24 protein-coding genes are annotated in these 26,879 nt (G+C 63.5%); 14 read left to right on the forward strand and 10 right to left on the reverse strand.

Going from position 1 to position 26,879, the window contains the following annotated elements; all coding sequences use genetic code 11:
* Positions 1–17 precede the first annotated feature (17 nt).
* Together ISS99_RS10650 and ISS99_RS10655 are read right to left on the reverse strand one after the other, a co-directional pair.
* Positions 18–650 carry a ParA family protein gene (locus ISS99_RS10650; protein WP_204631579.1) on the reverse strand — a complete coding sequence of 211 codons (633 nt, stop codon included), beginning with the start codon at positions 648–650 and terminating at the stop codon, positions 18–20.
* A 172-nt stretch (positions 651–822) separates the two neighbouring features.
* Complete coding sequence (locus ISS99_RS10655; protein WP_204631580.1) at positions 823–1,857, reverse strand: hypothetical protein; 1,035 nt, start codon at positions 1,855–1,857, stop codon at positions 823–825.
* A 222-nt stretch (positions 1,858–2,079) separates the two neighbouring features.
* Here ISS99_RS10655 and ISS99_RS10660 point away from each other — a divergent pair, with 222 nt between their 5' ends.
* The gene (locus ISS99_RS10660; protein ID WP_204631637.1) at positions 2,080–2,262 is read left to right on the forward strand and encodes an antitermination protein NusB; all 183 of its coding nucleotides are present in this window, start codon (positions 2,080–2,082) and stop codon (positions 2,260–2,262) included.
* Between the two features lie 36 nt (positions 2,263–2,298).
* On the opposite strand, the gene speE is transcribed toward ISS99_RS10660, so the two are convergent.
* On the reverse strand, positions 2,299–3,150 hold the full coding sequence (gene speE, locus ISS99_RS10665) for a polyamine aminopropyltransferase (RefSeq protein ID WP_204631581.1): 852 nt from the start codon (positions 3,148–3,150) through the stop codon (positions 2,299–2,301).
* 269 nt (positions 3,151–3,419) lie between these two features.
* Between speE and speA the strand changes: the two genes are divergently transcribed.
* From speA to ISS99_RS10695, 6 genes are all read left to right on the forward strand, one after another.
* Entirely contained in the window at positions 3,420–5,309 is a 1,890-nt protein-coding gene (gene speA / locus ISS99_RS10670; protein WP_204631582.1) for an arginine decarboxylase, read from the forward strand.
* A 98-nt stretch (positions 5,310–5,407) separates the two neighbouring features.
* Entirely contained in the window at positions 5,408–6,193 is a 786-nt protein-coding gene (locus tag ISS99_RS10675; RefSeq protein WP_204631583.1) for a 3-hydroxybutyrate dehydrogenase, read from the forward strand.
* Between the two features lie 73 nt (positions 6,194–6,266).
* Entirely contained in the window at positions 6,267–7,016 is a 750-nt protein-coding gene (locus ISS99_RS10680) for an acetoacetate decarboxylase (RefSeq protein WP_204631584.1), read from the forward strand.
* A gap of 10 nt (positions 7,017–7,026) precedes the next feature.
* Positions 7,027–8,208 (forward strand): DUF3734 domain-containing protein, encoded by a 1,182-nt coding sequence (locus ISS99_RS10685; RefSeq protein WP_204631585.1) that lies wholly within the window; start codon positions 7,027–7,029, stop codon positions 8,206–8,208.
* Positions 8,201–9,523: an NCS2 family permease gene (locus tag ISS99_RS10690; protein ID WP_204631586.1), complete on the forward strand. Its 1,323-nt coding sequence runs from the start codon at positions 8,201–8,203 to the stop codon at positions 9,521–9,523. Before ISS99_RS10685 ends, ISS99_RS10690 begins: the two co-directional genes overlap by 8 nt.
* Positions 9,524–9,592: 69 nt before the next feature.
* On the forward strand, positions 9,593–10,456 hold the full coding sequence (locus ISS99_RS10695; RefSeq protein WP_204631587.1) for an NAD(P)-dependent oxidoreductase: 864 nt from the start codon (positions 9,593–9,595) through the stop codon (positions 10,454–10,456).
* 73 nt (positions 10,457–10,529) lie between these two features.
* Here ISS99_RS10695 and ISS99_RS10700 read toward each other — a convergent pair whose 3' ends face one another.
* The 3 genes from ISS99_RS10700 to radC all read right to left on the reverse strand — a co-directional run bounded on the left by ISS99_RS10700 (position 10,530) and on the right by radC (position 14,091).
* Positions 10,530–11,231 (reverse strand): SPOR domain-containing protein, encoded by a 702-nt coding sequence (locus ISS99_RS10700; RefSeq protein ID WP_204631588.1) that lies wholly within the window; start codon positions 11,229–11,231, stop codon positions 10,530–10,532.
* Positions 11,232–12,923, reverse strand: a complete 1,692-nt coding sequence (gene argS, locus ISS99_RS10705) for an arginine--tRNA ligase (RefSeq protein ID WP_204631589.1) — start codon at positions 12,921–12,923, stop codon at positions 11,232–11,234. It abuts the gene before it with no gap.
* Positions 12,924–13,419: 496 nt separating this feature from the next.
* A complete protein-coding gene (gene radC / locus ISS99_RS10710; RefSeq protein ID WP_204631590.1) occupies positions 13,420–14,091 on the reverse strand; it encodes a RadC family protein in 672 nt (223 codons plus the stop codon).
* A 351-nt stretch (positions 14,092–14,442) separates the two neighbouring features.
* Between radC and coaBC the strand changes: the two genes are divergently transcribed.
* Genes coaBC through ISS99_RS10725 form a run of 3 tightly spaced genes read left to right on the forward strand, consistent with a single transcriptional unit; the run spans position 14,443 to position 18,471 of the window.
* A complete protein-coding gene (coaBC, locus tag ISS99_RS10715; RefSeq protein ID WP_204631591.1) occupies positions 14,443–15,648 on the forward strand; it encodes a bifunctional phosphopantothenoylcysteine decarboxylase/phosphopantothenate--cysteine ligase CoaBC in 1,206 nt (401 codons plus the stop codon).
* On the forward strand, positions 15,645–16,100 hold the full coding sequence (dut, locus tag ISS99_RS10720) for a dUTP diphosphatase (RefSeq protein WP_204631592.1): 456 nt from the start codon (positions 15,645–15,647) through the stop codon (positions 16,098–16,100). Before coaBC ends, dut begins: the two co-directional genes overlap by 4 nt.
* A 31-nt stretch (positions 16,101–16,131) precedes the next feature.
* Positions 16,132–18,471 carry a phosphomannomutase/phosphoglucomutase gene (locus ISS99_RS10725; protein WP_204631593.1) on the forward strand — a complete coding sequence of 780 codons (2,340 nt, stop codon included), beginning with the start codon at positions 16,132–16,134 and terminating at the stop codon, positions 18,469–18,471.
* A 39-nt stretch (positions 18,472–18,510) separates the two neighbouring features.
* On the opposite strand, the gene ISS99_RS10730 is transcribed toward ISS99_RS10725, so the two are convergent.
* Together ISS99_RS10730 and pyrE are read right to left on the reverse strand one after the other, a co-directional pair.
* Positions 18,511–19,155 (reverse strand): DUF4124 domain-containing protein, encoded by a 645-nt coding sequence (locus tag ISS99_RS10730; protein WP_204631594.1) that lies wholly within the window; start codon positions 19,153–19,155, stop codon positions 18,511–18,513.
* 92 nt (positions 19,156–19,247) lie between these two features.
* Positions 19,248–19,895, reverse strand: a complete 648-nt coding sequence (gene pyrE / locus ISS99_RS10735) for an orotate phosphoribosyltransferase (RefSeq protein WP_204631595.1) — start codon at positions 19,893–19,895, stop codon at positions 19,248–19,250.
* Between the two features lie 116 nt (positions 19,896–20,011).
* On the opposite strand from pyrE, the gene ISS99_RS10740 reads away from it, so the two are divergent.
* The 3 genes from ISS99_RS10740 to ISS99_RS10750 all read left to right on the forward strand — a co-directional run bounded on the left by ISS99_RS10740 (position 20,012) and on the right by ISS99_RS10750 (position 22,513).
* Complete coding sequence (locus ISS99_RS10740) at positions 20,012–20,782, forward strand: exodeoxyribonuclease III (RefSeq protein ID WP_204631596.1); 771 nt, start codon at positions 20,012–20,014, stop codon at positions 20,780–20,782.
* Positions 20,772–22,073 (forward strand): AmpG family muropeptide MFS transporter, encoded by a 1,302-nt coding sequence (locus tag ISS99_RS10745; RefSeq protein ID WP_239537832.1) that lies wholly within the window; start codon positions 20,772–20,774, stop codon positions 22,071–22,073. The genes ISS99_RS10740 and ISS99_RS10745 overlap by 11 nt, the downstream gene beginning before the upstream one ends.
* Before the next feature lie 134 nt (positions 22,074–22,207).
* Positions 22,208–22,513, forward strand: coding sequence for a hypothetical protein (locus ISS99_RS10750; RefSeq protein WP_204631597.1), 306 nt, complete (start codon positions 22,208–22,210; stop codon positions 22,511–22,513).
* Here the strand turns inward: ISS99_RS10750 and ISS99_RS10755 are convergent, their stop codons facing one another.
* On the reverse strand, positions 22,514–23,641 hold the full coding sequence (locus ISS99_RS10755; protein ID WP_204631598.1) for an anhydro-N-acetylmuramic acid kinase: 1,128 nt from the start codon (positions 23,639–23,641) through the stop codon (positions 22,514–22,516).
* Between the two features lie 8 nt (positions 23,642–23,649).
* Complete coding sequence (locus ISS99_RS10760; protein WP_204631599.1) at positions 23,650–25,101, reverse strand: OapA family protein; 1,452 nt, start codon at positions 25,099–25,101, stop codon at positions 23,650–23,652.
* 212 nt (positions 25,102–25,313) lie between these two features.
* Between ISS99_RS10760 and tyrS the strand changes: the two genes are divergently transcribed.
* Positions 25,314–26,525 carry a tyrosine--tRNA ligase gene (tyrS, locus tag ISS99_RS10765; RefSeq protein ID WP_204631600.1) on the forward strand — a complete coding sequence of 404 codons (1,212 nt, stop codon included), beginning with the start codon at positions 25,314–25,316 and terminating at the stop codon, positions 26,523–26,525.
* The last annotated feature ends 354 nt before the right edge of the window (positions 26,526–26,879 follow it).

The following is a 26,879-nucleotide window of genomic DNA, read 5'->3' on the forward strand; positions in this document are numbered from 1 at the left end:
AGATGCTCCCTCCACATTCAGTGCTGGCGCTTGATCCAGCGCAGCAGGGGTGTCCAGTCCTGTTGATGTCCGCGCACCTGCTCGGATCCGTAGTCGAAGATACCCTTGCCAAGCGAGGTCAACAGAACATAAGCCTGGGTGTCGCGCAATTGGGCGACGACCGGAAACGGTGCCTGTTCGCCCAGCTGCGCCACGGCTTCCTGGCTGGCGTGCGTCCAGGGCTTCAGGCGATTGCCGACCAGCGCCACCGGCAGCTTGCCGCGCTTGATGCGGTTGATGCCGCGCAGGTGTTCCAGGAAATGCAGGGTGGCGTGCAGGTCGAACGACGAAGGCAGCACCGGCACCAGCAGCACGTTGGCCTTTTCCAGATAAGGTTCCAGTTCTTTTTCGTGCGAACCGGCGGGGGTGTCGATCAGGACCCGTTCGGTGTCCTGCGGCAACTTGTCCAAGGCCTTGCGGCTGCCTTCAGTGGCCAGCACGCCGGGAACATTGTCCGGACGCAGCGTGGCCCAGCGATAGCTGGAACCCTGCGGATCGCTATCGACGATGGCGGTGCGCTTGTTGTCCTGCGCCCAGTGCGAGGCAAGCTGGGTGACCAGCGTGCTTTTGCCGCAACCGCCTTTGCTGCTTGCTACCAACACCGTGAGCATCGGTTACCCCTGATCGCGTGAGGTGTGGACCAAGGGTAGCAATAGGGCGGGGAACTGGGAACGGGGAACGCGTGGACTGGAGCAAGATTTATTTTGCGCTCGCCGGCAAGCGGTGGCGTTGAGGAAATGGGGCAAAAGCGCGGCTATGCAGCGCCCTGCCCGTTCCTTGCGATTACTTTGCCTGCTGGGGCTGCCAGTCGGTGGGCGCGTCGGTGGGAATGCCGTCGTCGTGCAGGGCCGCCAGCACCAGGCTCATCTGGGTGCCGCCGCTGCGGGCCAGGGCCAGCAGGTGCTGCGATTGCGCCTTGTTGTTCTGCGCGCGCAAGGACAGCGCCGCGAAGTTCTGCACCTGCCAGATCAGGTTGCGGCGGGCGTTTTGGGCATCTTGCTGCTGCCCCGGATCGGTATTGAGCGTTTCGCGCAGGTGCAGGCCCAGCGAACGCGCCAGGGGGCTGGAGCCCCACTCGAGCAACTTGCCCAGTTTCAGGCAGTCGTCCTTGATGGAGGCATCTTTGGGCGCGCCCTGTTCGCAGAAAGCGGCGGTATCGCGCAGTGCCGGCTGCGGCATGCCGGCGGCGCTGCCGAAGACGATCAACACCTGCACGCCTTCCGCGCCGGCGGCGGAGTTGGGATCGATGGTGGCGTTGGGCGGCGGCAGGGTGCTGACCGTGCTGGCCAGGGCTTGCAGGCCGATGCCGCTGTAGTCGTCATACAGCTTGGCCGACGCGGCTTTGGCCAGGTCCTGGCGCGCGTCGTCGTTCTTCTGCGACTTGGCATCCTGACTCAATTTGAGCAGCCAGACGGCAGCGTTGTCCGGCGCTTGCTGGACCAGTTGGGCCAGGGCGTCGCCATTGGGGCAATCGCCCACGGTATTGGGATTGCAGTCCGCCAACCGCGCCCAGCTTTCCGCGGGGCCGGCACCGTCGGCATGGGCGGCGCGATTGATCAACGTGGGAAAGCTCACGATCTTGGCCTGGCTCGGCAGCGGACGCGCCATCAAGGCGGCGGCGAGCAGGCGCTGGGGATCGGCACTCGGTGCGAGCACGCTGACCAGGTCGCTTTGGAACGAAGTAAGGGCCTTGTTGCGGGCGGATGCAGCGTTGATGGCGCTGGATGGGGCCTTCTTGGCTTGCGGGTTCGCCATGGCAGTCGCCGAGGCGGCAAGCAGACAGGCAAGGGAAAGGGCCAGGGGACGCCATCCACGCATGAGAGGTGCTCCGTCATTCATAAAGCGCCCAGCATACCCGGGCTGGATTAAGGATGCTCTGAACGATTCCGCGTACCCGGCATGACGTCAGAAGGCTGTTCTGAACGATTGCAGAGCGCTTGTCTGTCAGCGACTTAGGTCAGGCGCAGTAGGGCTGCTGCTCTTGCTAGGATGCCCGCTTGCCGTTGCGGTACGCAGGAGAATGCCGTGGATTCGTTTTCGATGCTGGCCGAAGGACACGCCCCGTGGTTTGTCGGGTGGGGTACCTTGGCTTTGATCAACGCCGGCCTGGCGCAGGGCAAAAACCGTAGCGGCCTGCTGTGGTTCGTGTTGTCGCTGCTGTTCGGGCCGCTCGCCACCCTGGTGCTGGTGGTGTTGCCGAAAGTGCGCGACCGATTGTTTTGATGCCCGCCTTGCGGCGGGCATCAAGGGTTTGCAACCTTATTCGCCCAGCGCTTCACGCATGAATTCGGGCAGCGCCAGCGCGCCCTTGTGCACGTCGGCGTTGTAGTAGCGCGTGGTGAAGTTCTTGCTCAGCGCGCCGCGCTCGCGGAAGCCGGCGAGGTCGCCGCCCTTGCGCGCCATGGTGCAGCTCCACCAGCCGGTGGGGTAGCACGGCTGCGGGAACGGCAGGGTTTTCACGGCGCTGAAGCCGGCGGTGCGCATGGCGGCACGCATCGACTTGATCAGTTCGATGTGGGCCATCGGCGATTCGCTCTGTTGCACCAGGATGCCGCCGTGGCGCAGGGCCTTGTGGCAGCTGGCATAGAACGCGGCGTTGAACAGACCTTCGGCCGGACCGACCGGATCGGTCGAATCGACGATGATCAGGTCCAGCGATTCCGGCTCCGCCTCGGCCATGTACTTGATGCCGTCGATGAACAGCAGCTCGGCGCGCGGATCGTTGTTGGATTCGCATAGTTCCGGGAAATACTGCTCGGCCAGGCGCGTCACGCGCTCGTCGATTTCCACCTGCGCCGCGTGCTCCACTTCCTCATGCTTGAGCACTTCGCGCAGGGTGCCGCAGTCGCCGCCGCCGATGATCACCACGCGCTTGGCGCGCGCATGGGTGAACAGCGCCGGGTGGGTCATCATCTCGTGATAGAGGAAGTTGTCGCGGCTGGTCAGCATCACGCAGCCGTCGATCACCATCAGGTTGCCCCAGTCGGTGGTCTGGTAGATCTCGATGGTCTGGAACGGGGTTTTCTCCGCATGAAGCGGCTTCTCCAGGCGGTAACCGATGGAGGAACCGGAAGCCTGGTGAGCTTCGGTGAACCAGCTGGGTTGCGACATGACGGAAAAATCCTGCAGATCGGGGTTAAAGAGATGTAATTGTAGCGGCAACCCGGGGCGGCGTCCCGGGAGAGTGACCTCAAATTGTCGCCATGGCCTATTACAATAGGAATTCGGGCCTGCAACTTTCGGACGGCTCGGCAAGTCCTTCCGGCCCCGCGGCGTGCGAGGCTTCCGGCCGGTGGACTTTCGTTCGTCAAGGCTCGCCGCTGCGACGATGTCATCCCCTGGGCCAGTCAAGCGGTCCACCAAAGAGGAGATACCGTCACATGGCGAATCCCTGGAACACCGATACCGCCCGCCATACCTATGCCGTGCCTTACTGGGGCGACGGCTACGTCGACGTGAATGACGCGGGCGACATCGTGATGCGCCCGCAAGGTGCGCGCGGCCCGGCCATTTCCCTGCCCGAGATCGTAGAGCGTGCGCGTGCCGACGGCCTGCGCCTGCCGCTGCTGGTGCGCTTCCCCGACATTCTGGCCGACCGCCTCGCACGTCTGCAGGGCGCTTTTGCCAAAGCCATCGGCGAATGGAATTACGCGGGCGGCTATACCGCGATCTATCCGATCAAGGTCAACCAGCAGCGCGGCGTGGTGGCCGAACTGGTCGCCGCGGGCGAGCACGGCTTCGGCCTGGAAGCCGGTTCCAAGCCGGAACTGATGGCCGTGCTGGCGATGGCGCGCCCGGGCTCCATCGTCATCTGCAACGGCTACAAGGATCGCGAATACATCCGGCTGGCGCTGATCGGGCGCAAGCTCGGCCTGCGCATCCACATCGTGGTCGAAAAGCCGTCCGAGCTGGAACACGTGATCGCCGAAGCGAAAGCGCTGGACGTGGAGCCGCTGCTCGGCGTGCGCGTGCGATTGGCGTCGATCGGTGCGGGCAAGTGGCAGAACACCGGTGGCGACAAAGGCAAGTTCGGCCTGTCTCCGGCGCAGGTGCTTGGCCTGGTCGAACGCCTGGAGCAGGCCGGCCTGAAGCACACGCTGAAACTGCAGCATTTCCACATGGGTTCGCAGATTTCCAACGTACGCGACATCGCCAACGGCATGCGCGAAGCGACCCGCTATTTCGTGGAACTCACGCGCCTTGGCGTGCCGCTGGAGATCGTCGACGTCGGCGGCGGGCTGGGCGTGGATTACGAAGGCTCGCGTTCGCGCAGCCACAATTCGATCAACTATTCGCTGGAACAGTACGCTGCCACGATCGTGCAGTCGCTGGCCGAAGCGGTGGATGCGGAAGGACTGAAAGCTCCGCACATTCTTACCGAAGCCGGCCGCGCGATGACCGCGCATCACGCCGTGATGGTGGTGAACGTCAGCGAAGTGGAAGCGGTGCCGGAAGGCAGCCTGCCGCCGGCCGAAAAAGATGAGCCGGCGGTGCTGCGCCATTTGCGCGAAGTGCACGACGAACTCGGCGTGCGTCCGTCGCTGGAGCTGTTCCACGAGGCGCAGCATCACTTGCAGGAAGGGCAGACGCTGTATGCACTCGGCCAGTTGTCGCTGGCCGATCGCGCGCGGCTGGATGAAATGTATTACGCCATCGCCAATGCGGTGCGCGGCCGCCTGCTGCCGACCGAGCGTGCTCATCGCCAGGCCTTGGACGAACTGGACGAAAAGCTGGTCGACAAGTATTTCGTCAATTTCTCGGTGTTCGAATCGATACCCGATGTGTGGGCCATCGATCAGATATTTCCGATCGCCCCGATTGCACGCTTGAACGAGCAGCCCTCGCGCCGTGGCGTGCTGGTCGACCTCACCTGCGATTCGGATGGCCGCATCGACCACTATGTCGACGCCGAGGGTGTGGATGTGAGCCTTCCCTTGCACGCACTGAAGGACGGCGAGCCTTATCGGCTCGGTATCTTCATGGTGGGTGCTTATCAGGAAACCCTGGGCGACATCCACAACCTGTTCGGCGATACCGATGCGGTGAACGTGCGCGTGGACGGCGGCAGCTATGTGTTTGGGCACAAGCGCCGCGGCGATACCACCGACCTGATGCTCGACTACGTGGGCTACGACCTGGAAGCGTTGCGCCGCAGTTATCGCGAACGCATTGCCAGCGCAGGCATTGCCGGCGAGTCGGCCGAGCTTCTGTTTGTAACATTGAATGAAGGTCTTACCGGCTATACCTACCTCTCCGAGGGTGTGCGCTAGTGACGTAACCCGGGTGCTTCGAACGTTTTCGAGGCACCCCGTGGTAAACCGATGTGCCGCCCCGAAGATTCCCTTTCCCCGATCCGAAGGAGTGGCACGTGACAAGTCTCAACGGCAAAGTTGCATTGATTACAGGCGCGGCAAGCGGCCTGGGTAAAGCGATTGCTGAACTGTATGCAAAAAACGGTGCAGCAGTGGCGATTGCCGACATCAACCAGCAGGCAGCGGATGCGGCTGCGGCAGAGATCAATGCTGCCGGTGGCAAGGCCATCGGTATTGAAATGGACGTCACCAACGAAGATGCCGTCAACGCCGGCACCGAAAAGACCGTTGCGGCATTCGGCAGCCTGGACATTCTCATCTCCAATGCCGGCGTGCAGATCATCAATCCGATCGACCAGTTCTCCTTCGCCGATTGGAAGAAGATGCTGGCCATCCATCTCGATGGCGGCTTCCTCACCACCAAGGCCGCGCTCAAGCACATGTACAAGGACAACCGCGGCGGCACAGTGATCTACATGGGCTCGGTGCATTCGCACGAAGCATCGAAGCTGAAATCCGCCTATGTCACCGCCAAGCACGGCCTGCTGGGCCTGGCTCGCACGCTGGCCAAGGAAGGCGCCGCGCACAACGTGCGCTCGCACGTGATCTGCCCCGGCTTCGTGCGCACGCCGCTGGTGGAAAAGCAGATTCCGGAGCAGGCCAAGGAACTGGGCATCAGCGAAGCGGACGTGATCAAGAACGTGATGCTGAAAGACACCGTGGACGGCGTGTTCACCACGGTCGAGGACATCGCGCAGACGGCGCTGTTCCTGGCGGCGTTCCCGAGTGCGGCACTGACCGGCCAGAGTTTCGTGGTCAGCCACGGCTGGTACATGCAGTAACGAGCGGTTTCATCACTCGTTCGCGGCGCACGCCCCGGCGTGCGCCGTTTCGTGTCATCACAAGGAGCGTTTCATGAAAATCGCCGACGTCAAAGCCAACGCCTTTGCCATGCCGTTGACCAGCCCCGCGTTTCCGAAGGGGCCGTATCGCTTCGTCAACCGCGAATTCCTGGTCATTACCTACCGCACCGACCTGGATGCTTTGCGCGCGGTTGTGCCCGAGCCGCTGGAAATCACCGAGCCGGTGGTCAAGTACGAATTCATCCGCATGCCCGACTCCACCGGCTTCGGCGACTACACCGAATCGGGGCAGGTGATACCCGTCAGTTTCCGTGGCGAAAAAGGCGGCTACGTGCACGCCATGTACCTCAACGACCATCCGCCGATTGCCGGTGGGCGCGAGCTGTGGGGTTTCCCCAAGAAACTCGCCACCCCCGTGCTGGAAACGGAAATCGACACCCTGGTCGGCACGCTCGACTACGGCAAGGTGCGCGTGGCCAAGGCCACCATGGGCTTCAAGCACGCCCAGGCCGATCGCGATGCGATCCTGGCCGGACTGGCGGCGCCGAGCTTCCTGCTGAAGATCATTCCGCACGTGGACGGCACGCCGCGCATCTGCGAGCTGGTGCGCTACTACACGACCAACGTCACCCTCAAAGGTGCCTGGACGGGGCCGGCATCGCTGGAGCTGCACCCCCACGCACTGGCCCCGGTGGCCGACTTGCCGGTGCTCAAGGTGGAGTCGGCCGTGCATTACATCACCGACCTGACGCTCGACCTGGGCTCGGTGGTCTACGATTATCTCGACGAGAAAGACGCCTAGGAGGCGATGCATGGCTGCGCATGAAACGCCGGAAACCCGGACCGTTACGCACCATCCCGCGCAGGAAGCCTACAAGGTCACCGCCCTGGTTCTACAGGGCGGTGGCGCATTGGGTGCTTATCAGGCGGGTGTCTATCAGGCTCTGGACGAGGCCGGATTGCATCCGAACTGGATCGCGGGCATTTCGATCGGCGCCTTGAACGCCGCCATCATTGCCGGCAATCCGCCGGGTCAGCGGGTGGAAAAGCTCACCGAATTCTGGGAAACGATCTGCAAATCGGCGTGGTGGCCCAATCGCCCCGACGTGCCCTGGATGGAGAACGTGGCGTTTCCGCCGATTTTCCGCGAGGGCGTCAATGCGCTGGCGGCATGGCGTGCCTTGACCGAAGGGCAGTCCGGCTTCTTCCAGCCGCGCATTCCGCCGCCGCTGCTGCAATGGCACGGCACGCCAGCTACCGCGAGCTGGTACGACACTGCGCCGTTGCGCGACACCCTGGAAAGGCTGGCGGATTTCGACCGCATCAACGATGCGCGTGCCATGCGCGTGTCGGTGGGTGCAGTGAATGTGCGCACCGGCAATTTCGCCTACTTCGACAATCGCAGCGAAAAGCTCCGCCCCGAGCATTTCATGGCGTCGGGCGCATTGCCGCCCGGGTTCCCCGCGGTGGAGATCGACGGCGAGTATTACTGGGATGGCGGCATGGTTTCCAACACGCCGCTGTACAAGGTGCTCTCGGAGCGGCCGCATCGCGATTCGCTGATTTTCCAGGTGGACCTGTGGAGCGCCAGCGGCGCGTTGCCGCGCGACATGGGCAGCGTGGCGGAACGTTCGAAGGACATCCAGTTTTCCAGCCGCACGCGGTTGATCACCGAATACATGCGCCAAAGCCGCGAGCAGCAGCGGCTGCTGCACGAGCTGATGGAACTGGTGCCCGAGGCCAAGCGTAGCGATCCTGCATATCGGCGTGCCGAGCGCCTCGCCAACGGTGCGCTGACCAACCTCATCCATCTGATTTATCGCGACAAGCCTTACGAAGGGCACTACAAGGACTACGAGTTCAGCGCCGCCACCATGCACGAGCATTGGCAAAGCGGCCTGACCGACATGCGCCACACGCTGACCCGGCCGCATTGGCTCGATCCGCCCAGTGGCGATAATCCCTTCGTGACGCACGACGTCCATCGTGGTTGAGCGGTTTTTCGGCCTGCGCGCAGCAGGCTCCAGCCTGCGGGTGGAGGTGCTGGCCGGCATCACCACCTTTCTCACCGCGATGTACATCATCGTGGTCAATCCGGCGGTGCTGGCGCAGGGCGGCGTACCGTTTTCCGCCGGACTGACCGCGACCGTGCTGGTGAGTTTTTTTGGCAGTTGCGCGATGGGCTTGTATGCGCGCAACCCGGTGCTGGTGGCACCGGGCATGGGCATGAATGCGTTGTTCGCCTTCGTGATGGTGCACGGAGGCGGCATGTCCTGGCAGACGGCGTTGGGCTGTGTGTTCTGGTCCGGCGTGATCTTTGCGCTGCTGGCGCTGTTCAACGTGCGCAAGCTGGTAGTCGATGCGATCCCCGAGAATCTGCGTCACGCCGTTTCCTGCGGGATCGGGCTTTTCATCAGCCTGATCGGTTTGATCAACGCCAAATTCATCGTCGGCGATCCGGTCACGCTGGTGCACTCGGCCAGGCTCAACCCGGTGCTGTTGACCTTTCTGGCCGGGCTGGCGCTCACCACGTTGCTGGTCGCGCGGCGCGTGAAGGGTGCGCTGATGGTCGGCATCGTGCTGACGACCTTGCTGGCCATTCCGATCGGGCGCCTGTGGGGCGACGGCAGCGCTTACGGCGCAAGCACCACGCTGGTGAACTGGCGGGGCTTCGTGGCGATGCCGGATTTCTCGGCGATCGGCCAGCTCGATCTGCTCGGTTCGTTGAAGCTGGCGTACTGGCCCTTCATTTTCGTCATGCTGTTCACCTCCTTCTTCGATGCCTTGTCCACCTTCATGGCGGTATCGGACGTGGGAAACCTGGTGGACGAACGCGGCGATCCGCGCAACATCCGCCAATCGATGATGGTCGACGCGTTCTCGGCCTTGTTGTCGGCGCCACTGGGGACGAGTCCGGCCAACGCGTTCATTGAATCGGCAGCAGGTATTTCGCAGGGCGGGCGCACGGGGCTGGTGGCGGTGGTGGCCGGCTTGTGTTTCCTGCCCTTCCTGTTCCTGTCGCCGCTGCTCTCGCTGGTGCCGGCGATCGCCACGGCGCCTGCGCTGATCCTGGTCGGCGTGTTCATGATGGAGTCGATCACGCGGATCGAATGGCATCGATTCGAAGAAGCCGTGCCGGCCTTCGTGGCGATGATCCTGATTCCCTTGACCTATTCGATTACCGACGGCGTGGCCTATGGGTTCCTGGCGTACGTGCTGTTGAAGCTTGCGACCGGCCACGCGCGCGAGATCAAGCCGGCAATGTGGGTGATCGCGGTGCTGGCGGTCGTGCTACTGGCGCACCTTTGACGGCTTGCGCCTCGCCGTGCGCCATACTTGCCCGTCACCCGCCGTAACGAACTTCCCGAAGGAATACGCATGACTCTCAAGGCAGCATTTATTGGACTGGGCGCTATGGGCGCTCCCATGGCCGGTCATCTGAAGCAGCGCGGCCTGCTGCACGCCGTGGCCAATCGCACGCACGACAAGGCAGTTGCGCTGGCGCGGGAACTGGGTGTCGCGGCGCCTGGCAGCCTGGGCGAACTTGCCGCTCAATGCGACGTGATCGCCTTGTGCGTAACGGCCGATGCCGACGTGCTCAACACCGTCGATGCGCTGGCACCACATATCAAGCCGGGCACCATCGTGATCGATCATTCGACCGTTGCCCCCGATACCGCCAAGCAGGCGGCGGTACGTTTGCAGGCGGTAGGCGCGCACTTCCTCGATGCACCGGTGTCCGGCGGCGTGGAGGGCGCGAAGAACGGTAAGCTGTCGATCATGGTCGGTGGCGATGCCGCCGTGCTGGAGCGTGCGCGCCCGGTGCTGGAGGCGTATGCCTTGCGCATCACTCACTTGGGCGAGGTGGGCGCGGGGCAGGCCACCAAGGCGGTCAATCAGGTACTGGTGGCCGGCATTGCGCAAGCGGTGTGCGAGGGGCTGGCCTTGGGCGAAGCGCTCGGGCTCGATCCGGATCGCCTGATTCCCACCCTGGGCGCCGGTGCCGCCGGCAACTGGTTCCTGGAAAAGCGCGGCGCGACCATGCTGAAAAACGAATTCAGCGTCGGCTTCAAGCTGGCCTTGTTGCACAAGGACCTGGGTATCGTGCGCGGCATTGCCGAGAAAGCGGGCACCTCTCGCGAAGTGATCGAGCGCTCGCTGGCCGACTACGCCAAGTTGATGCTGCAGGGACACGGCGATGACGACATTTCCGGCCTGATCCGCCTCAAGCGCGGACCTTGATCGCTGCGATCTGAAAATGAAAAGGGCGCCTTCGGCGCCCTTTTCGTTTCTCGCTGGCGATGTTTGCAGCGGCTCAGTTGCCGCCTTTCAACGCGATGGCCGAGATACCCGCCGCGGACAGGCGCTGCTTGACCGACTCCAGGTCGGTAGCCGAATGGAACGGACCCAGCCGCACGCGGTGATAGGTCTGGCCGCCGATGGTGACCGACTGCACGTTGGCCATGAAGCCCTGCAACGCCAGCTTGGCCTTCAGGGTCTCCGCATCCGATGCGTTGGGGAACGCGCCGACCTGCAACAGGTATCCGCTGGCGGCGGCAGAAGGTGGGGCGACGGCGGAAGCCGGCGCAGCGGTGATGTTCTGCGTGACGGCGGCCGGCGCGTTAGCCGGCGGTGCCGGAGCGGGCGTGGCCGGCTGGGCGGCTTCCTGCTTCTGTTGCGCAGCCTGCTGCTGCTCGGCCTTGGCCTGTGCGCTGATCTCCGAATCCGGAATGCGCACTTCCTTTTCCGACAGCACGGAATAGAAGTCGTATTGCGGCTTTTTCGGTGCCGTGGTACCGGCGGCGGGAGCGGCCAGGCCTTCGTCGCTGCCCGGCTGCGCAGTAGCCTCGGGGTTCGGTTGCGGACCCTTGGGAGCCATCGGCACCAGCGAGTGACGCATCAACACCACCACGACCAAGGCGCCGATCAGGATGCCGACGAGGATGCCGGCCCAGGCCGGGAATCCGCCGCTGTTGTTGCGCACGGCCTGGCGGCCTTTGCCCTTGCGTGTTGCCATTTACATCTTCTCCGGGGCACTGAGTCCCAGCAAATCCAAACCGTTCCGAATAACCCCGCGCGTGGCGAGCGCCAGCGTGATGCGCGCATTGCGCAGCTCAGCGTCGTCCACGATCCATTTGTGCTCGTGATAGTAACTGTGAAGCGCCCCGGCGAGTTCGCGCAGATATTGCGCGATCAGGTGCGGTTCCAGATTGCCGGCGGCGGCTTCGATCACTTCCGGATAGCGCGAAAGCTCGGTCAGCAGGATCTGCTCGTGCTCGGCGTCCAGCCGTGACAGCTGGGTGACGCCAAGCTGGGTGTCGACCGCGGGCAGGCCGCGCTCGGCCAGCTCTTCCAGTACGCGGCATACGCGTGCGTGCGCATACTGGATGTAATAGACCGGATTGTCGTTGCTCTGCGAGCGCGCCAGGTCGATGTCGAACACCAGCTGCGAATCGCTCTTGCGCGCGATCAGGAAGTAGCGCGTGGCGTCGCGGCCGGCCTCGTCGATGAGGTCGCGCAGGGTGAGGTAGCTGCCGGCGCGCTTGGAGATCTTCACCTCTTCGCCGCCGCGCATCACGGTGATCATCTGGTACAGCACATAGTGCGGCCAGTCCTTGGGGATGCCCGCATCCAGTGCCTGCAGGCCCGCTTTTACGCGTGCCAGGGTGCCGTGATGGTCGGCGCCGAGCACGGTGACGGCATTTTCGTAGCCGCGCTGCCACTTGCTGAGGTGATAGGCCACGTCCGGCACGAAATACGTATACGTGCCGTCGGACTTGCGCATGACGCGGTCTTTGTCGTCACCGAAATCGGTCGAGCGCAGCCACAGCGCGCCGCCTTCCTCGTAGGTGTGGCCGTGGGCGACCAGCTCCCGCACGGTTTCTTCCACCTTGCAGTCGGTGTAGAGCGAGGACTCCAGGAAATACACGTTGAAGTCGACGCCGAAGGCTTTCAGGTCCAGGTCCTGCTCGTGACGCAGCGCCGCCACGGCGAAGCGGCGGATGGCGTCGAGATCGTCCGGATTCTTCGCGCCGGTGACGGTGTGGCCGTCGGCCGTCACCGACTCGCCGGCGAGATAGGCGTTGGCCACGTCGGCGATGTAGTCGCCGCGGTAGCCGTCTTCCGGCCAACCTTCAGCGCCGGGAGCGATGCCGCGCGCGCGCGCCTGCACGGAGATCGCCAGGTTCTGGATCTGCACGCCGGCGTCGTTGTAATAGAACTCGCGCTTGACGTTCCAGCCGGTGGCTTCGAACAGGCGGCTGAGGCAATCGCCCAGCACGGCGTTACGGCCATGGCCTACGTGCAGCGGTCCGGTCGGATTGGCCGAGACGAACTCCACGCCTACGGTCCTGCCGGCGCCGCTCGCGTTCCGACCGTAAGCGACGCCCTCGCCCAGGATGCGCTTCACTTCGGCGTGATAAGCCGCCGGAGCGAGGAAGAAGTTGATAAAGCCGGGGCCGGCGATTTCCACCTTGCCTACCAGTTCGTTGCCGGGCAGGGCGGCGACCAGCTTTTCGGCCACGTCGCGCGGTTTGGCTCGCGCCGGCTTGGCCAGCAACATGGCGGCATTGGTGGCGAAATCGCCATGCTCGCGGCTGCGCGCGCGCTCGATCACGAAATTCGGCAATTCGATGTCGGCCGGCAGGGTGCCGTCGCCTTGAAGGGTCCGGATCGCGTGGAGGACCAGTTCGCGCAGCGCTTCTTTCACGGGAGGGGTTTGATTTTGATGGAACCGCGCATGCTAACAGACCCTTGCTGCCGACCGTGTTTGCGCGGAGTAGTGGGGGGCTGAGCGGTCACCGGGCCGGCGATCTGCTGCGATGCGGCGGCCCCGCCTGTGGATAAGTCTGTGGGGAAAGCGAACGCCGCCTCGGAGTCTTCACGGCGGAAATTTGCGGAAATCTGGCTGTCATGAAAATTTCATTTCAAAAACAATGTATTGCGATGTGAATTTGATGTGCTTTTCAGGAATATACAGGTAAGTGCCCCGAAGTGCGCTGTGTGCATAACTCTTGCGCGCCGCCATTTCGAGGCACGTCCATTGCATGTCACACGCCAGTCATGACGCATCGCGACAATAGTGGGGTATCACCGGCGTCTCCCCCGTCGGCGCGATACGGGACTGCCGCGTCCCTTAACCCTCCCCTCAAGCGGCTCCCGGCGCGAACTCCCCGTTCGCGCCGTTTTTTTTGCGACTGCACAAATCAGAGCAGGCCGCGATGGGCCATAGACACCGGTTCGGCCTGGCCGATGACCAGGTGATCGAGCACCCGCACGCCGACCAGTCGCAACGCCTGGCTGAGTTCCCGGGTGATGGCTTGGTCGGCCGCGCTGGGCTCGGCCACGCCACTGGGATGGTTGTGGGCGAAGATGACCGCCGCCGCATTGTGGCGCAGGCAGGCCCGCACCACTTCACGCGGATGGACGCTGGCGCCGTCTACGGTGCCGCGAAAGAGTTCTTCGAACGCCAATACGCGATGGCGGTTGTCCAGGTAGAGGCAGGCGAACACTTCGTAGGGCAGGTGGCGCAGGCGTGCGGAGAGGTAGTCGCCGCTTTCGCGCGGATTGCCCAGGGCGGGGCGTTCGGCCAGTTGCTCGGCCAGACTGCGCCGAGCCAGTTCGAGTGCGGCGGCGATCCGTGCCCGCTTGGCCGGCCCCAGCCCCGGGGTGCGAATGTCCTGGTCCGGCTTGCCGAGCAATGCGCCGAGGCTGCCGGCGCGCATCAGCAACTCGCGTCCCAGGGCGATGGCGTCTTTGCCGCGTACCCCGCTTCCCAGCAGAACGGCGAGCAGTTCCGCATCCGACAATGCGGCGCTGCCGCGGCTCAGCAATTTTTCGCGGGGACGCTCCCCTTCGGGCCAATCTCGAATGCTCATGCGCAAAGCATGGCTGCTGCCGATGCGATCGGTGCAGCAGTCGCCACACGTGAATCCGGTAAGCTAGCCGTCTATCACTATGTCAGACCCTGCTTACATGGGATGCCCTGATTCATTTTCCGTAGGTGGCATGATGTCCAGAGGGTTTTCGGGGTGCGTTGCGCGACGCACGCTGAGAGCGTTCTCGACATCACCACGTCATTTAAAATTTACCCGTGGGGCCGGCTTTGTCGGTCCGCATGCCTTCGGTCGGTCGGCTCGACAGTCGGCCAGTCTGCTTTCGCCGGCGGTCCTTTGGCCTGCGAACGAGCCGAGCCAATGGCGCCTACGGAAAATGAATCAGAGCATCCCATGAGCCTTGCCCAACGCCGCATTCTGCTGGGAGTATCCGGCGGCATCGCCGCCTACAAAGCCTGCGAGCTGGTTCGCCGCTTGCGCGACCTGGGCGCGCACGTGCGCGTGGTGATGACCGAAAACGCCACCCGCTTCGTCACGCCGACCACGTTTCAGGCGTTGTCGGGCGAGGCGGTGCGGGTCAGCCTGTGGGACGAATCGGCCGAAGCGGCGATGGGCCACATCGAGTTGGCTCGCTGGGCCGAACGGGTACTGATCGCTCCTGCCAGCGCCGACCTCATGGCGCGCCTGGCACACGGCCATGCCGACGATTTGTTGAGCACGCTGTGCCTGGCCACCGCGTCGCCGGTTTATCTGGCACCCGCCATGAATCAACAGATGTGGGCGCATCCGGCGACGCAGGCCAACCTGGCCGTTTTGCGCGAACGCGGTACGCACATTCTCGGTCCGGCCGCCGGCGACCAGGCCTGCGGCGAAGTCGGCTCCGGCCGCATGCTGGAACCGCATCAACTGCGCGACGCGATCATCGCCTCCTTCGGCGACCGCGTGCTGGCCGGCTTGAAGGTGGTGGTCAGCGCCGGTCCGACTTATGAAGACATCGATCCGGTGCGCTTCATCGGCAACCGCAGCTCCGGCAAGATGGGTTTTGCCGTGGCCGAGGCTGCGGTGCAGGCGGGTGCGCAGGTGACGCTGATCGCCGGGCCGGTCAGCCTGGCGACTCCGCCGGGGATTGCCATGCGAGCGGACGTGCGCAGCGCCGCCCAGATGCATGCGGCCGTGATGGAGGCGGCCGCGGACGCCGACATCTATATCGGTGCGGCGGCCGTGGGCGACTACCGTCCCAATGCCAGGGCCGACAACAAACTCAAGAAACAAAGTGGCTCGGAGCTGACATTGCAGCTGATAGAAAACCCGGACATCCTGGCCAGCCTCTCGGCGCAGCAAACGCATCCGTTTCTGGTCGGGTTCGCTGCGGAAACACAAAACGTGGAGAGCTATGCGCGCGACAAGCTGCAACGCAAAGGGCTCGATGTGATTGCCGCCAACCAGGTGGGCGACGGCCTCGGCTTCGAGACCGCCGACAATGCCCTCACGCTGTACTGGGCCGGTGGCGTTGCGGAATTGCCGCGCGCCGACAAGACCGCGCTGGCACGCCAGCTGATCGAACACGTTGCCGCTCGCTACAAGGCGGTGCGTGGATGATCGACGTCGAGCTGAAGATCCTCGATCCACGTCTGGGCGATGCCATTCCCTTGCCGCAGGCTGCCACCGCCGGCAGCGCGGGCATGGACCTGCGTGCCGCATTGGAAGGTCCGCTGACCCTGGCGCCGGGAGAGAGTGCACTGGTACCCAGCGGCATGGCGATCCACATCGGCGATCCGGGCTGGTGCGCGCTCATCGTGCCGCGCTCGGGGCTCGGTCACAAACATGGCCTGGTCATGGGCAACCTGGTTGGCGTGATCGATGCCGACTACCAGGGGCCGCTGATGATCTCCTGCTGGAATCGCAGCACCAAGCCGTACACCATCGAAGTGGGCGAGCGCATTGCACAGTTGCTGCTGGTGCCTGTGGGGCAGGCACGCTTGCGCGTCGTCGACGAATTCGCGCCCTCGGCAAGGGGCGAGGGCGGATTCGGCTCTACCGGAAAACATTGAGAGCGGATTTAAAAAACTTGGGGAATGGGGCATGGCAATGAACGGCGCACGAGCGCGTTTGCCGGGTTTACACGTCGAATGGGGAAGGCTGCTGCTGCTGGCCTGCGCCACGCTGTTGCTGGCGGTTGGTGCTTTCAGTGTCTGGCAGACCTGGCTGATTGCCGATCAGAGTGGAGCCATCCAGCAAGTTCACGTGGCACAAGATCAAGCGGTACAGGCGCTGGCGGCGGATATCGAGCACGAACGCAGCGCGATTACCGCGGCGATCGCGGGTGTCGATGCCAGCGGCTTGCCCGGTAGTGCCGCGCAGGTGCTGGATGCGCTCAAGCACCGATTGCCGCAAGCCTTGAACGTGGAGCTGTACAGCGTCGGTCTCGATGAAGTGCTGCATGCCAACTACCGCAGTTTCGGTTATGCCAAGGCGGCGCAGTTGATGGCCGCGCCGGATGCCGATGGTGCGCCTCCGGTCGAATCGCAATACCGCGGCAGCAGCGATCGCCACCTGACCATGGTGGTGCCGCTGGGTTCGCAGCAAAAGCCGCAAGCCTGGGTGTGGATCGAACTGCCTTTCGCTCCGCTGGCACACAGTTTCAATGCCATCAGCGTGGACAGCGGCCGGCTTCGGCTGCGCCAGAGCACCGATCACGGCGAGAATATGGAGTTGATGTCGCGCGGCAGTTCCGCGGCGATCGACGTCGAGCCGGTAGGCAAAGAGGTTCCCGGCAGCAATTTCAACATCGTGGCCGTGCTGCCGGGCGCTTACATCGTGTTGCCGCAATCCTTGCCGTTTGCGATGTTGCTGACGTTGATCGGTCTCGCCGGCGGCGGTTATCTGTTTTGGTTGTTTGCGCGCGGCCCGGTAAGCCGCGAGGTCCCCGTTGAGGAAGAAAGTTTGTCAGATATCGATCTACCCCAGTCCCAACCCCAGCCGGCTCCTGAACCGGTCAAGCCCGTCGTTCGCCCTGCACCCAAGCCTGCGCCAGCGCCGGTCCAAATCGATCCGGCGATTTTTCGCGCCTACGACGTACGCGGCGTAGTCGGCACGAGCCTGACCGCCGAAGTGGCCAAGCTGCTCGGCCAGTCCATTGGTACGTTGATGCGCGAGAAGGGCCTGCACGAAATGGTGGTGGGCCGTGACGGACGCCTTTCCGGCCCTGAGCTCGCGGGCGCCCTCTCCGATGGTTTGCGCGCCGCCGGCATCGACGTGATCGACGTGGGTGCCGTGCCCACGCCGGTGGTGTACTACGCCGCCTATCGTTTCAACACCGGTTGCGGCGTCGCCGTCACCGGCAGCCACAATCCACCGGACTACAACGGTTTCAAGATCGTGGTGGGCGGCGAAACCCTGTCCGAAGGCGCGATTCAGGATCTCTACCAGCGAATCGCCACGAACGCGCTCGAAAGCGACGGCAGCGGCAACCTGCGCCACGTCGACGTGGTGCCCGACTATATCGAGCGCATCACCTCGGACGTGCAGACCGAGCGTCCGCTCAAGCTGGTGGTCGATTGCGGCAACGGCATTCCGGGCGCCGTCGCGCCGCAGGTGCTGGAGGGCATCGGTTGCCAGGTCATCCCCCTTTATTGCGAGGTGGACGGCAACTTCCCCAATCACCATCCGGACCCTTCTGACCCGCACAACCTGGAGGATCTCATTCTCTCGGTGAAGCAGACCGGTGCGGATCTCGGCCTGGCCTTCGATGGCGACGGCGATCGCCTGGGCGTGGTGACGCGCAACGGCGAGATCATTTTTCCGGACCGCACGCTCATGCTGTTCGCGCGCGACGTGCTGTCACGCCAGCCGGGCGCCACCATCATCTATGACGTCAAATGCACCGGCCATCTGAAGGGCCAGATCCTCGATGCTGGCGGCAGTCCGCTGATGTGGCGCACCGGGCATTCGTTGATCAAGGCCAAGATGCGCGAAACCGGCGCGGAGCTCGCTGGCGAGATGAGCGGACACTTCTTCTTCAAGGAACGCTGGTACGGCTTCGATGACGGTATCTACGCCGGTGCGCGCTTGCTGGAAATCCTGGCCGGCGATATCGAGGGACGTACGCCGGAAGATATCTTCGCGACCTGCCCCAAGGGCGTTTCCACGCCCGAGCTCAAGGTCGAAATGGCAGAAGGCGAGCACTACCGCTTTATCGAGAAATTCCGCGAAAAGGCTCAATTCGGCGATGCCACGCTGATCACCATCGACGGCGTGCGGGCGGATTGGCCGGACGGCTGGGGGCTGGTGCGCGCGTCAAACACGACGCCGATCCTGGTGTTGCGCTTCGATGCCGACAACGACGCCGCGCTCCGGCGGATCAAGGAAGTCTTCCGCACGCAGATGCTGGCGGTGGATCCGGGGTTGAAACTGCCTTTCTAAGCGCGAGGGGAGAGCATCCCCAGACGCCCCGGGGCGTCTTCAATAGCCCCGGTCAGCCTTCTCGCCGGCTTTCAGATCGCGGTAGTGCTGCAGTGCCTGTGCCTGCTGCTGCACCAGGTCTTCGCGATGAGCTTGCTGGTGCTGCAGCAGAGCGCGCTGGTTGGCCACCACGTTGCGTTGAGCCGTAATCTGGTCAACCAGCGCCTTGGGTACGGGCTGTTTGGCGCGTTCGTCATCGGCGGCGCGGTTGAGCAGGTCGGTCAATGCGGCGTCCTGGCTGTGCAGGTTGGCGCGCGTGGTGCTTATCTGTTCGTCGAGGTCCTGCAGCACTTGCTGCTGCTCGGCCTTGAGCGCGTCCTCGTCGGGATACGTGTTGAGCATCTGCATGTCGTCGCGCTTTTGCTGCTCGACCTTGCGCTGCTGTGCGGCCTGTGTGGCAGCTTGCTGCTCGGCGGCGGCGCGTTCGGACGGCGACAGCTGCTTTCCTATGTGCGCAACGACCATGCCGTCGCTATTGATGACGTCGTAGCCGAATTTCACGGCGTCATTGGTGAGGCTGTCGCTGTAGTGGGACAGGCCGCTACCGTCCACCCAGCGGTAATGCATGCCGCTGCCCTGGGCCATGGCGGTGGCCGCCATGCCGAGCGACAAAGTGACAGATGCCATCAATACGAAACGAAGCATGATCCCCTCCTCGCCGCAGTATAGCCCGGGGGTTTTCAACGCTGGATACGGGTATGTGCCAGCGTGACTGATTTCACTGCAATGGGGCGTGTTCAGCCACGGACGCCGTAGCGTTCTCGGTAGTCGACCAGCCGTTGGTGTTCGGCCGCCAGGTCCGGCCGTTCGCCGGCATAGGCGAGTACGTCACTGAAGCCTGTGATGGCCACGACCGGAATGCCGTAATCGCGCTGCACTTCCTGGGCGGCCGAAAGCTCGCCCTGTCCGCGCTCCTGGCGATCCAGCGCGATCAGCACGCCCGCCGGCGTGGCGCCCTGGGCATGGATCAGGGCCAGGGACTCGCGTACCGCCGTGCCGGCAGTCATCACGTCGTCGATGATCAGCACACGGCCCTTCAGCGGAGCGCCGACCAGCACGCCGCCTTCGCCGTGATCCTTTGCTTCCTTGCGGTTGTAGGCCCAGGGCAGGTCGCGGTCGTGTTGATCGGCCAGCGCCATGGCGGTTGCCGCGGCGAGCGCGATGCCCTTGTAGGCGGGGCCGAACAACATGTCCACCTGCAGGCCGGAGTTCACCACGGCGGCGGCGTAGGCGCGGCCCAGTCGGGCCAGTGCGGCGCCGGAGTCGATCCTGCCCATATTGAAGAAATAAGGGCTCTGGCGACCCGACTTCAGCGTGAATTCGCCGAAGCGCAGTACATCGCGCTGCAGGGTGAGTTCGATGAAATCGCGCTGGTAGTCGTGCACGGCGGTTCCTCTCAAGCGGGCCAAACGCACATGTTACAGGCTATGCGCGCGTGGAGCCCAAGAGCGTACGGCCGGCCGGTGGTTGCTATCATGCGTCGACTACGTGAGGAGCCTCCATGCGCATCATCAGCCTGAACGCCAACGGCATCCGCTCGGCCGCCACCAAAGGGGTATTCGAGTGGCTGGGCAAGCAGAAAGCCGATGTGGTTTGCCTGCAGGAAACCAAGGCGCAAGAGGATCAGCTCACCGATCCGATGTTCCGGCCCGACGGGCACCATTGCTTCTATCGCGATGCCACCAGCAAGAAGGGCTACAGCGGCGTGGCGATCTATGCCAAGCGCGAGCCGGACAAGGTGTTGACCGAGCTGGGCTGGGATGAGTTCGACAACGAAGGGCGTTATATCGAGGCGCGTTTCGGCAATCTGAGCGTGGTGTCGCTGTATGTGCCATCGGGCTCGTCGGGCGACGAGCGCCAGCAATTCAAGTTCAAAACCATGGAGTGGATCACGCCGATCTTCGACAAATGGCTCAAGAGCAAGCGCGATTACGTCATTTGCGGCGACTGGAACATCGTGCACACCAAGGACGACATCAAGAACTGGAGCTCCAACCAGAAAAACTCCGGCTGCCTGCCCGAAGAGCGTGCCTGGCTGGATCTGCTGTTCAAGAAGAAAGGCTGGGTGGACAGTTTCCGTGCGTTGAAGCCCGATGCCGTGGAGTACACGTGGTGGTCCAACCGCGGACGCGCGCGGGAAAACAACGTGGGGTGGCGCATCGATTACCAGGTGGTGACGCCGTCGTTGCGTGATCGCCTGAAGCATTGCTCGATTTATCGCGATCAGCGTTTCTCCGATCACGCGCCCTATACCGTCGACTATGCCGACTGAGGCAGCTGCGCCGGCGGCACGCAAGTCGTCGATCTGGCGCTCGTTTTCGCAGCCGGCCGCCTGGACGATGTGCCTGCTGGGGTTTTCCTCAGGGCTGCCGTTCCTGCTGGTCGCGGGTACCTTGGCCTTCTGGCTGAAGGAAAACGGCATCGTGCTGAAAGACATCACGATGATCGCCAGCGCCGGCATGACTTACGCGTTCAAATTCGTATGGGCGCCGCTGCTCGACCATTGGCGCCTGCCGGGTTTTCGTCGCCTTGGTCAGCGCCGCGGCTGGCTGTTGTTCGCTCAGCTGGGCGTGTTGGCCGGCTTGTTGGCGATGGCGGCGCTGACGCCGCACCAGCTGATACCGTTCGTGGCGGCCACCTTGTTCGTGGCCTTCATGGGGGCCACGCAGGATATCGCGATCGATGCTTACCGCATCGAAATCGCACCGCCTTCGGCGCAAGGCGCACTGGTTGCTACCTACTCACTGGGTTATCGCCTCGGCCTGTTGGTGGCGGGTGCGCTGGCGCTGATCCTGGCCGATCACATTCCGTGGGCCACGGTCTACGCGTTGCTGGCCGTCGCGATGATCGTGCCGGTGATTACGACGCTGGCCATGCGCGAACCCGACGTGCGCCGTGCGATACCGCAAAGCTGGAAGGCCGCCATGCGCGAAGGCGTGCTCGATCCGTTCACGGATTTCTTTCGCCGCTACGGTTGGGCGGTGGCCGGCCTGACGTTGCTGTTCATCCTGCTGTTCAAGATTCCCGAGCAGGCCATCATCGGCGGCGTGATGAGCCCGTTCTATCGCGACATGGGTTTTTCCAAGACCGAAATCGGCGCGGTCACCAAGATCTATGGCGTCTGGATCGGCATTGCCGGCGCTTTTGTCGGCGGCGCATCGGTGGCGCGCTGGGGCGCGTGGCGAACGCTCGGCGTGTGCATCGTGCTGGAGAGCTGCAGCAATCTTTTGTATCTGATGCTGCTTGGACACCATGGCAGCCTGACCATGCTGACTCTGGCGATTTCCGGACAGAATTTCGCCGAAGGCTTGTTGGGGCCGCCGACGGTGGCGTTCCTTTCGCTGTTGGTGAATCGGCAACACACGGCGACCCAATATGCCTTGCTGAGTTCGCTGGTGAACCTGCCGGGCAAGGTGCTCGGTTTCTTTGCCGGGGGAATTGTCATGGCGTCGGGCTACGGCGGGTATTTCGTCATCACGGTTTTCTCCATGGTGCCGGCGATGCTGTTGTTCGCCGGGCTTTGGTGGCGCTTCGCGGCGGACGAAACGGTACCCGACGGCTGAGCCAAAACGGCGCGTAAACGCGTTCACATCCCGAGTGCGAACTGGCCCACGGATCGCCGCGATGCCCATTGCGGCCATGGACGGGGTTGGCGAGGATCGACGCACAGGGGCTACGTGGCAGGGAGCAAGGCCGTATGCCGGATATCATGATCCGTCACATCGATCGACTGATGGCAGAGCGCATCAAGCTGCTCGCCAAAGAGCGCCAGTGGTCGATCAACGATGTCGTGCTGCAGGCATTGCGGCACGGATTGGGCGTTTCCGAAAGTAACGGAATCCTCGCCGAGAACCTGTTTGAATCGCGTGACCTCACCGTTGCCGGCGGGCACTGGGATGCCGGCGAACGCGCCGTTTTTCAGGAGGCGATGCAGGCTCTCAGCACTGCGCGCTCCGAGCAACTGGCGCCGATCAATGGCCAGGCCGCTGAGCGGTTCGACTGATCAGCCAGGCAAGCGCGGCGCCGGATAGACGGCGCCCAACACGCGCAAGCCGCGTGCGCCGGTCACTGCCGGCAGGTTGCCGGGCAGGCCGAGCAAGCGCTGCCGCGCCAGCCACGCGAATGCGGTGGCTTCCAGATAATCCGGATCGACACCGCACGTTGCTGTGCTGCTCAACTTGCGCGGCATCAGGCGTCGTTGCAGGCGCTCCATCAGCGCGTCGTTGTGTACGCCGCCCCCGCATGCCAGGACATCGATTGCATCGACGGCATGCCGGTCGATCGCGTCGGTGACGCTGCGGACGGTGAGTTCGAGCAGGGTGGCCTGCACGTCTGCCGGCGACAGGAATGTGCCGCTTAACTGTGCATCCAGCCAACCGAGATGAAAGTGCTCGCGTCCGGTGCTCTTGGGTGGCGCCAGGTCGAAATACGCATCGCCGAGCAATCGCGAAAGCAGCGCCTCGTCGACCTGGCCGCTGGCGGCAAAGGCGCCGTTGCGATCAAACGTCTCGCCACGATGGCGCAGGCACCAGGCATCCATCAAACCATTGGCCGGTCCGGTATCGAAACCGGAAACGCTGCCATCGGCCGCCAGCACGGTGATGTTGGCGATGCCGCCAAGATTCAATACGATGCGCGTCTGGCCAAGACTGGCCAGCAGCATGGCGTGTACCGCCGGCAGCAGCGGGGCGCCTTGGCCGCCTGCCGCCACGTCGGCGCGACGAAAATCGGCCACGACGTCGACGCCGCTGCGTTCGGCAATCACGCTCGCATCGCCAATCTGCAGGGTAAAAGGGTATTCACCGGTCGGTCGGTGCCTGATCGTCTGGCCGTGCGAGCCGATCGCCCGCACGGACGAGGCCGGCGTGCCGCTGCGTTCGAGCAGGGCCTGCACGGCATCGGCGAAGGTCTGGCCGATGGCGACATCCAGGCGCCCGTAGGTATCGAGGTCGAGACGGACCTCATCCTGGGCAACACGCAGGATCTGGGTGCGCAAGGCATCCGGCCAGGGATGCGTGAGTGCGTGCAGCAGGTGAGGGCGATCGTGCTCGAAACGTACCAGCGCAGCGTCGATGCCGTCCGCGCTGGTACCCGAAATCAACCCGATATAAAGCGCTGAAGCCTCATCCACGCGCAGGCTCAATCGTCACTGCGCTTGGCCGATTCGCTGCGCGCAAGCTTGTAGTTGTTGTCGATTTCCGACAGGCGGGCCAGCATCGGCTTCACCACGTTGGCTTGGAATTGCGCCATCTGCGGAGCCGCCAGCGGCTCGGGCTTGGGCAGGGTGACCGTCTGCGGATTGCGCTGCACGCCGTCGACGCGGAATTCGTAGTGCAGGTGCGGGCCTGTGGCCAGGCCGGTCATCCCAACATAACCGATGACGTCGCCCTGGCGCACGTGCTGGCCGACGTGTTCCGTTGCGAAGCGCGACATGTGGCCGTAGGCCGTGCTGATGTGCGAATCGTGCTGGATGATCACGAAGTTGCCGTAGCCGTTCATCCAGCCGCGGAACTTGATCACGCCATCGCCTGCAGCGTGGATCGGCGTGCCGGTGGGGGCTGCGTAATCCACGCCTTTGTGCGCGCGCATCAGACCGAGAATCGGATGCATGCGTGCCGCGCTGAAGGGCGAGGAGATGCGGGTGAAATCGACCGGAATGCGCAGGAAGGATTTTTGCAGGGGACGGCCGTCTTCGCTGAACCAGCCGAAGCTGCCGTCGGCGCGCTTGAAGCGGTAGGCCGTGTAGCGGTGTCCCTGGTTGATGAATTCGGCCGCTACGATGTCGCCTTCGCGCAGATAGCCGCCGTCGCGATAGACCGTGTCGTAAATGACGGTGAAGCTGTCGCCCACGCGCAGGTCCTGCACGAAGTCGACGTCGTATTTGAAGAGGTCGGCGAGCTTGATCACCATCGCGTTGCTCAGCCCGGCCTTGTTGGCGGCGGCGAACAGCGAGTCATCGATCACGCCGTGTGCGATTTGTTCGCGCGTGTCCACGGCGCGCGCAACGGTAGTGACGCTGGGTGTGCTGCCGTCCAGGCGAATGACGGCGCGGGTGGATTCGTCCTTGTCGAAACGAATGCCTTCCAGGCTGCCGTTGCGACCGATCAGGAAATCGAATTCCTGGCCGGGGTGGATGTGGTGGAGCGCGCCTTTGGCATCGCCGGCGCTGTCGACCACGTGCTGCAGGTCGGTGAGGCTCAGCCCCTGGCTTTGGAAAATGTCGGACAAGGTCTGGCCCGGGCGAACCTGCACGACGCGCCAGTCTTCGACGGTCGGCGCCTTGAGCGTGGGTGCTTCGATTTTCGGCAGGGCGAGCGGCAGCAAGGTGTGCTGCACCGGCGCCAGGGCGCTGGGCTTCATCGCCGTGGCCCAGGCAGGAATCAGAAAGCCGGAAAGCACGGTGATCAGCAGCGCGGTCGCAGCCAGCATCCATCGTTCGCGATGCCAGTGAATCGGCGGCTGCTCGCCACCCGCCGGACGATTGAACGACCAGTGGGCGCAGTGTTGATAGAAGTGGGAGTGGCGGCGTTGTGCCTTGCGGCGGATGGCCAGTTTGCGTGCGATGCGCGCTTCTTGCTTACCGGCTGCCATCGCTAACAGACCCTGTTTTTCTTGTTCATGCCGACCACACCCCTGCGGTACAAAGTATCAATTGCCGCGTACCATAACGAGCTTGTGCAAATCGCGTCAATGCCTTTTCGATCAAGGATTTGCACGTTTTTTTCGGTTAACGCACAATTAACGTCATTGACGATGCCCATCACTTTATTGGCTGCCTAGGCAGCCACTTCACCGAGGACGACATGAGCGAGCTTGAGCAGGCGCTAGCCACTATTGCGCGCGGCGCTGACGAGATCATCAAGCAGGAAGAACTGGCCGCAAGGCTCAAGCTGGGGCGTCCGCTGCGCATCAAGGCGGGCTTCGACCCCACCGCGCCGGACCTGCACCTGGGGCACACCGTACTCCTGAACAAGATGCGCCAGTTTCAGGACCTGGGGCATACCGTGATCTTCTTGATCGGGGATTTCACCGGCATGATCGGCGACCCCACCGGCAAGAACATCACGCGCAAGCCGCTGACCCGCGAGGACGTGCTCGCCAATGCGGAGACCTATGCCGAGCAAGTCTATAAGGTGCTGGATCGGGAAAAGACCGAGCTGCGCTTCAATTCCGAATGGTTTGGGCAGATGACGGCGGCCGACATGATCCGGCTGGCCGCCCAGCACACCGTGGCGCGCATGCTCGAGCGCGACGATTTCGCCAAGCGCTACGCCGCGCAACAGTCCATTGCCATCCACGAATTCCTGTATCCGCTAGTGCAGGGCTACGATTCGGTGGCATTGAAGTGCGACGTGGAGCTGGGCGGTACCGACCAGAAGTTCAACCTGCTGATGGGGCGGGCGCTGCAGGAGCACCACGGCCAGCCGCCGCAGATCGTGCTGACCATGCCGTTGCTGGAGGGGCTGGACGGCGTCAACAAGATGTCCAAGTCGCTCGGCAACTACATAGGTATCAACGAGCCGGCGATCGACATCGTCACCAAGACCCTGAAGATCGGCGACGACCTGATGTGGCGCTGGTTCGAGCTGCTCAGCTTCGAAACCTCGCTGGAAGACATCGCCCGCATGAAGCAAGAAGTGGCCGGCGGGGCGCTCAATCCGCGCGACGCCAAGCTCAAGCTGGCGCGCGAGCTCGCCACCCGCTTCCACGATGCCGCCGCGGCCGATCAGGCCATTGCCGGCTGGCACGCCGTGGTACGTGGCGAGGGCGATACCAGCCTGCTGCCGCTCACTGAAATCGCCGTGCCGGCTGAAGGACTGCGCCTGCCGGCACTGTTGACGGCGGCGGGACTCACGCCGAGCAACGCCGAAGCCAACCGCAAACTGAAAGAGCGCGCCGTGCGCATCGATGCGGAAGTGGTCGAAGACGCGCAACGTACGTTCACGCCAGGATTCGAGGGTGTGCTGCAGATCGGCAAGCGCAATTTCGCGCGCGTGCTTTTGACTCAGGCATGAGTCCGGCGCGGCGACGGGAGACCGTCGCCGCGCTTTTAAAAATAAGTTTCGCTACAGAACAACATCTTACGCGAACATCGAAAAAAAATTAAAAAATTGCTTGCCAAAGTGTGGGGGGCTGCCTAAGATTCGCCTCCCCGCTCGCTGGCAACGGCCTTCGACGGCAACAACGGAATCAAAAATTTTTTGATGAAGGTGTTGACGGACTGAAGATACGATGTAAGATGAGCGGCTCACCCGGGACGAAATGCTTCGGGGCGATCTGAAGAACGGATCGCAAGTGATTGATCTTTGACAGTGTGCGCAGGTGACTTGTGTGGGCGTCTTGCGTTGGATGGGCAAATCTGTCCAAAC

Source organism: Dyella mobilis (assembly GCF_016904945.1).
Lineage (GTDB): Bacteria > Pseudomonadota > Gammaproteobacteria > Xanthomonadales > Rhodanobacteraceae > Dyella_B > Dyella_B mobilis.

Coding starts and splice junctions, on each gene's coding strand:
- ISS99_RS10760 (WP_204631599.1), bottom strand. CDS start 25,101: ATGGCAGCCGGTAAGCAAGAAGCGCGCATCGCACGCAAACTGGCCATC.
- speE (WP_204631581.1), bottom strand. CDS start 3,150: ATGTCGCAACCCAGCTGGTTCACCGAAGCTCACCAGGCTTCCGGTTCC.
- tyrS (WP_204631600.1), top strand. CDS start 25,314: ATGAGCGAGCTTGAGCAGGCGCTAGCCACTATTGCGCGCGGCGCTGAC.
- ISS99_RS10685 (WP_204631585.1), top strand. CDS start 7,027: ATGGCTGCGCATGAAACGCCGGAAACCCGGACCGTTACGCACCATCCC.
- ISS99_RS10655 (WP_204631580.1), bottom strand. CDS start 1,857: ATGCGTGGATGGCGTCCCCTGGCCCTTTCCCTTGCCTGTCTGCTTGCC.
- radC (WP_204631590.1), bottom strand. CDS start 14,091: ATGAGCATTCGAGATTGGCCCGAAGGGGAGCGTCCCCGCGAAAAATTG.
- ISS99_RS10700 (WP_204631588.1), bottom strand. CDS start 11,231: ATGGCAACACGCAAGGGCAAAGGCCGCCAGGCCGTGCGCAACAACAGC.
- ISS99_RS10695 (WP_204631587.1), top strand. CDS start 9,593: ATGACTCTCAAGGCAGCATTTATTGGACTGGGCGCTATGGGCGCTCCC.
- ISS99_RS10660 (WP_204631637.1), top strand. CDS start 2,080: ATGCTGGCCGAAGGACACGCCCCGTGGTTTGTCGGGTGGGGTACCTTG.
- dut (WP_204631592.1), top strand. CDS start 15,645: ATGATCGACGTCGAGCTGAAGATCCTCGATCCACGTCTGGGCGATGCC.
- speA (WP_204631582.1), top strand. CDS start 3,420: ATGGCGAATCCCTGGAACACCGATACCGCCCGCCATACCTATGCCGTG.
- ISS99_RS10680 (WP_204631584.1), top strand. CDS start 6,267: ATGAAAATCGCCGACGTCAAAGCCAACGCCTTTGCCATGCCGTTGACC.
- ISS99_RS10745 (WP_239537832.1), top strand. CDS start 20,772: ATGCCGACTGAGGCAGCTGCGCCGGCGGCACGCAAGTCGTCGATCTGG.
- ISS99_RS10725 (WP_204631593.1), top strand. CDS start 16,132: ATGGCAATGAACGGCGCACGAGCGCGTTTGCCGGGTTTACACGTCGAA.
- coaBC (WP_204631591.1), top strand. CDS start 14,443: ATGAGCCTTGCCCAACGCCGCATTCTGCTGGGAGTATCCGGCGGCATC.
- ISS99_RS10740 (WP_204631596.1), top strand. CDS start 20,012: ATGCGCATCATCAGCCTGAACGCCAACGGCATCCGCTCGGCCGCCACC.
- ISS99_RS10750 (WP_204631597.1), top strand. CDS start 22,208: ATGCCGGATATCATGATCCGTCACATCGATCGACTGATGGCAGAGCGC.
- ISS99_RS10650 (WP_204631579.1), bottom strand. CDS start 650: ATGCTCACGGTGTTGGTAGCAAGCAGCAAAGGCGGTTGCGGCAAAAGC.
- ISS99_RS10730 (WP_204631594.1), bottom strand. CDS start 19,155: ATGCTTCGTTTCGTATTGATGGCATCTGTCACTTTGTCGCTCGGCATG.